Origin of the sequence: Arthrobacter agilis (assembly GCF_002953615.1) — a bacterium.
Lineage (GTDB): Bacteria > Actinomycetota > Actinomycetes > Actinomycetales > Micrococcaceae > Arthrobacter_D > Arthrobacter_D agilis_B.
The window spans coordinates 3,119,649-3,124,574 of record NZ_CP024915.1; the positions used below are offsets into that span (position 1 = coordinate 3,119,649).

General features: G+C 71.0%; 6 protein-coding genes and 1 pseudogene. 1 reads left to right on the top strand and 6 read right to left on the bottom strand.

The window, feature by feature from the left end:
* Positions 1-181: pseudogene (locus tag CVO76_RS15240) on the top strand (dihydrofolate reductase family protein); the annotation flags it as partial.
* Between the two features lie 401 nt (positions 182-582).
* Here CVO76_RS15240 and CVO76_RS15245 read toward each other — a convergent pair.
* The 6 genes from CVO76_RS15245 to paaA all read right to left on the bottom strand — a co-directional run.
* Positions 583-1,362, bottom strand: coding sequence for an enoyl-CoA hydratase/isomerase family protein (locus tag CVO76_RS15245; RefSeq protein WP_208741850.1), 780 nt, complete (start codon positions 1,360-1,362; stop codon positions 583-585).
* Between the two features lie 53 nt (positions 1,363-1,415).
* Entirely contained in the window at positions 1,416-2,546 is a 1,131-nt protein-coding gene (gene paaE, locus CVO76_RS15250) for a 1,2-phenylacetyl-CoA epoxidase subunit PaaE (protein WP_133081131.1), read from the bottom strand.
* Positions 2,546-3,055: a 1,2-phenylacetyl-CoA epoxidase subunit PaaD gene (paaD, locus tag CVO76_RS15255; RefSeq protein ID WP_279628580.1), complete on the bottom strand. Its 510-nt coding sequence runs from the start codon at positions 3,053-3,055 to the stop codon at positions 2,546-2,548. The genes paaE and paaD overlap by 1 nt, the downstream gene beginning before the upstream one ends.
* A complete protein-coding gene (paaC, locus tag CVO76_RS15260; protein ID WP_133081133.1) occupies positions 3,049-3,873 on the bottom strand; it encodes a 1,2-phenylacetyl-CoA epoxidase subunit PaaC in 825 nt (274 codons plus the stop codon). The genes paaD and paaC overlap by 7 nt, the downstream gene beginning before the upstream one ends.
* Positions 3,870-4,217, bottom strand: a complete 348-nt coding sequence (gene paaB, locus CVO76_RS15265; protein ID WP_133081134.1) for a 1,2-phenylacetyl-CoA epoxidase subunit PaaB — start codon at positions 4,215-4,217, stop codon at positions 3,870-3,872. Before paaB ends, paaC begins: the two co-directional genes overlap by 4 nt.
* A partial coding sequence (gene paaA / locus CVO76_RS15270) for a 1,2-phenylacetyl-CoA epoxidase subunit PaaA (RefSeq protein WP_208739997.1) occupies positions 4,218-4,926 on the bottom strand: 709 nt, incomplete at its 5' end.

A 4,926-nucleotide genomic window follows, 5' to 3' on the forward strand; every position in this document is an offset into this window, starting at 1 on the left:
GCAGTTCCTCGAGGCCGATCTGATCGACCACCTGCACATCGTCCTCGTCCCGATCGTCCTGGGGCGGGGCGAGCGGCTCTGGGATTCGCTCGAAGGACTCGAACAGCGCTTCGACATCGAAGCGACCCCTTCCCCGCAGGGGGTCGTGCACCTGGTCTTCACCCGGCGTCCGACCCGCTAGGACCGCGCCGGACGGAGCGTCAAACCGTCGTTCCAGCGCATCCCGACCGGGCGGGACCCTTCCGCTCGCTCGGCCGGGACGTGCTCGCACGGGTCTGGCCGCCCGCCCTGCTGGTGCTGGCCGACTGGATGACCGTCCACGTCGTGCGGCTGAGGAGTCGCAGCGGACACGTCCTGCTCTACCCGCCCGCCTGGGCGGCGGTTGCGGAAAGGTCCGCGGGGCGGCGGACGCCACCGCCTCGCCCACGCACGGTCGGCTGGCCAATGTCGGCGGACACCGCCTGCGCCCGCACCCGGCTCGGGCAGCCCGACGGTCGTCCTCGAGCCGGGTGCGGGCGGAACGGCAGCCGAAGTGGAACGGACAGCGTCGTCCATGGCAGGCGACACCCGGGCCTTCCGGCGTCAGGCTCCGAAGCGCGGCGCCCGCTTCTCCCGGAACGCCTCCAGGCCCTCGCGGTAGTCGTCGGAGGCACCGAGGACGCCCTGCACGTCGTTCTCGCCGCTGATGGCCTGCCACAGCCCGAGGCGCTCGTCACGGATCCGGCCGACCAGCTGCTTGGAGGCGACGAGGGCCTGCAGCGGTCCGCGGGCGGCACGGGCGGCCTTCGTCCGGGTCAGCTCGAGCAGGTCGGCCGCCGGTACCGCACGGCTGAAGAGCCCGCCGGCCACGGCCTCGGCGCCGGTCAGGAGATCCCCCGTGTACATGAGGTCGAGGGCGCGGTGCGGACCGAGCCGCTCCGTGAACAGCCAGTGCCCGCCCGAGTCGAGGGCGAGGCCGAGGTTGGCGAACGGGGACCCGATCTTCGCGTTCTCCGCGACGTAGACGACGTCCGTGGCGATCAGCAGACCCAGCCCGACGCCGAGGCACGCACCGTGGGCGGCAGCGAACGTCGGTGCGGGGAACTCCGCCATCTTCCGCAGCAGCGGCGTCAGGGTGGCGTCGAGGAAGCGATGGGCGTCGTCGGTCCCGGGTTCGATCGAGCCGAGATCCCGGCCTGCGCAGAAGGCGCGCCCCTCGCCCCGCAGGACGAGGGCCCGGACCGTGCCGTCTCGGACCCCGGCAGCGGCGACGTCGTAGGCGGCCGAGAGGTCGGCGAGCGCCGACTCGTCGACGGCGTTGAGCCGGTAGGGGGCGTCGAGGACGATCTCCGCGACGCCGTCCGCGACGGCGAGCCGGATCATGCCGGCGCCGGTCCCGGCCGGCGTCGTGGTCGGTGATGCAGGCATGGTTCCTCCTAGGCGTCGTAGTCGACGGAGACGGAATCGCTGGTCGGGTGTGCCTGGCAGGTGAGGACGAACCCGTTCGCCACCTCGTCGGGTTCGAGGGCGTAGTTCTCCTCCATCTCCACCGTCCCCTCGACGACCTTGGCGCGGCAGGTCCCGCAGACCCCGCCCGCACAGGCGAACGGCACGTCGGGCCGCACGCGCAGCGCCGCGTTGAGGATGGACTCGCGCGCGTGCGTGGGGCTCTGGACACTCCCCTTCAGCCCGTCGAGGTTGAAGGAGATGCTGTAGTTCTGGCCGGCGTCGGCCGGGGCCACGGGGCGTCCGATGCTCCCCTCGGGCCGGGTGGGCTCGCCCGTGGTGAACAGTTCGAAGCGCACCCTGTCCGCCGGCACGCCGCGCTCCGCGAGCGAGTCGCGGCACAGCTGCACGAGTTCGAACGGGCCGCAGAGGAACCACTCGTCGACGCGCTCGGCAGCAAGGACGGTGCCGAGCAGTCTCTCCAGCTTCTCCGCGTCGATCCTGCCCGTGAGCAGCGGCGAGATGCGCTGTTCACGGGACAGGACGTGGTGCAGTGCGAAGCGCGAGGGGTAGCGGTCCTTCAGGTCAGCCAGTTCCTCGAGGAACATGACGTCCATCGCGGCCCGGTTCGCGTAGATGAGATCGAACCGGACGTGCGGACCGGCGGCCAGCATGGACCGGGCGATCGAGAGCACCGGGGTGATGCCCGACCCCGCGGCGACGGCTACGAGCGAGACGGCCGCCTGGCCCGGCGTGGTGCGCGGCGTGAACTGTCCGAGCGGACTCATGACCTCCAGGGTGTCCCCCGCCTTCAGGGACTCGTTCACCCAGGTGGAGAAGATCCCGCCGAGATCGCGCTTCACTGCGACGCGGAGCTCCCCGGGGCGCGGGTCGGCGCAGATCGAGTAGCTGCGGCGTACCTCCTTCGGTTCGCCGTCGACGTCGAGCGTCGCGCGAAGGGCCACGTACTGGCCCGGCAGGTAGTCGTAGCGGTCCTGCAGTTCTTCCGGGACGTCGAGCGTGACCTCGACGGCGTCCTCCGTCAGGCGGCGGACCTCCCGCACGGTCAGGCTGGAGAAGGCGCTGCGCCGCTTCGTCGAGGGGGCGAGGACAACTGCCATCAGTGCACCTTGAAGTAGTCGAAGGGTTCCCTGCAGTCGTTGCAGACGTACAGGGCCTTGCAGGACGTGGAGCCGAAGCGCGTCATCTCGCGCGTGTTCAACGAGGAGCACTGGGGGCACTTGACGCTCAGGCCGATCCGCACGGGACCGGCTGCCGCCGTGCCCGTGGGGGGCGCGATACCGTACTCCGCGAGCTTGGCCTTGCCGCCGTCGCTCATCCAGTCCGTGGTCCAGGCGGGCGCGAGGACCAGGCGGACCGCGACGTCGTCGTACCCGGACGCGCGGAGCGCCGTGGTCACGTCGTCGCGGATGGCATCCATCGCCGGGCAGCCCGAATAGGTGGGCGTGATGGTGACGACGGCCTGCCCCGTCTCCGTGACGTGCGCGTCCCTCAGCACACCCAGGTCCTCGATGGTGAGGACGGGGATCTCCGGGTCGCAGATGGTGGCCGCGATGTCCCAGACGGCGGCATCGGCAGCGGTCCGGCGCAGGTCCGTCAGCGCTACCACGACGCACCGGGATGCTCGCGGGCCAGCACCTGCATCTCGGCGAGAATGTACCCGAGGTGCTCGCTGTGGCGTCCCGACCGGCCGCCACCGACGGCACCGGGGACGGCGGGGCGCTCGAGGTCCGCCTCGTCGAGGACCGCCTGGATCGCCGCGTCGAAGGGCGCGCGGAGGGTGCTCGGGCGGACCCCCGCGCCGTCTACCTCGTCGATCAGGGGGTGGTCGGCGAACAGTTCGTCCACGTAGGGCCAGGTGAGCTTGAGGCCGGCGATCATCCGGCGGCGCGACTCGTCGGTACCGAGCGCGAGGCGCAGGACCCACTGGATGCTGTGGTCGCGGTGGTAGTCGACCTCCTTGACGGCCTTCGCGGCGATCGCGGCGATCGTCGCGTCGGTCGAGTCCACGAGGCGGGAGTAGAGCTCCCACTGGTAGAGCGAGACGACGAGCTGCCGGGCGATCGTGCGGGCGAAGTCCCCGTTGGGCTGCTCGACCAGGTGCACGGAGCGGAACTCGGGCTCCCGCCGGAAGTACGCGAGGTCGTCCTCGGTCCTGTCCCACGCCCGTCCGGCGTAGGTGAGGAAGGACCGGGCGTGGCCGATCTGGTCCAGTGCGATGTTGGCGAGGGCCACGTCCTCCTCGAGCTCCGGTGCCCGGGAGATCCACCAGCCGAGCCGCTGGGCCAGGATCAGCGCGTCGTCGCCCAGCCCGAGCGCGTACTGCCCGACGGCGTCGCCGGGCCTGGTGTCCAGGAGCGCGATGTCCTCGGGCCGCAGTGCGTTGCCCGGCGTGATGCGCGTGGCACTGGCGTTCGCCTCGCTCACAGGTGCTTCACTCCCTCGCTCTTGGTGTAGTACGTGGCGTGGCGGTAGTCCTTGCCCTGCGGTGACTCGAAGAAACGGTCCTTCGCATCGGGATCGCTGGTGATGATGGACGACGCCGGGACCACCCACAGGCTGACGCCCTCGTTGCGCCGCGTGTAGAGGTCACGGGCGTTGCGGACGGCCATCTCGGCGTCGGGGGCGTGCAGCGACCCCGCGTGGACATGCGAGAGGCCCCGGGACGAACGGACGAACACCTCCCACAGCGGCCAGGCGGCGCGTGTCTCCTGCGGGCCCGACGCCGGTGCCTTCGCGCCGTCGTCGCCCGTCGTCGATCCGCCGGTCATCTAGGCCGCCTTCCCGTGCTTCAGGGCCTGCTTCTGCGCGTAAGCCGCTGCGGCCTCGCGGACCCAGGCGCCTTCCTCGTGGGCCTCGCGGCGCCGCTCCATGCGCTGCGCGTTGCAGGGCCCGCGGCCGGCGAGGACCTCCTTGAACTCGTTCCAGTCGAGGGGTCCGTGGTGCCAGCGCCCCGTCTCCTCGTCGTAGCGCACGTCCTTGTCCGGCAGCTCGAGCCCGAGGACCTTGATCTGCTCGACCATCATGCCCACGAAGCGCGAGCGTAGCTCGTCGTTGGAGAAGCGCTTGATGTTCCACTCCATCGACTTCTGCGAGTTGGGCGAATCCTCGTCGGGGGGCCCGAACATCATGAGTGAGGGCGCATACCAGCGGTCGACGGCGTCCTGCGCCATCGCCCGCTGGGCGGGGGTCCCGTTGGCGAGCTCGAGGAGGATCTCGAACCCCTGCCGCTGGTGGAACGACTCCTCCTTGCAGATCCGCACCATCGCCCGGCCGTACGGGCCGTAGGACGCCCGGCACAGCGGGACCTGGTTGCAGATGGCGGCTCCGTCAACGAGCCACCCGATCGCGCCGATGTCGGCCCAGGTGAGGACGGGGTAGTTGAAGATGCTCGAGTACCGGGCCTTGCCGGCGATCAGGTCCTCGGTCATCTGGTCCCGGGGCGTCCCCAGGGTCTCGGCGGCCGAGTAGAGGTAGAGG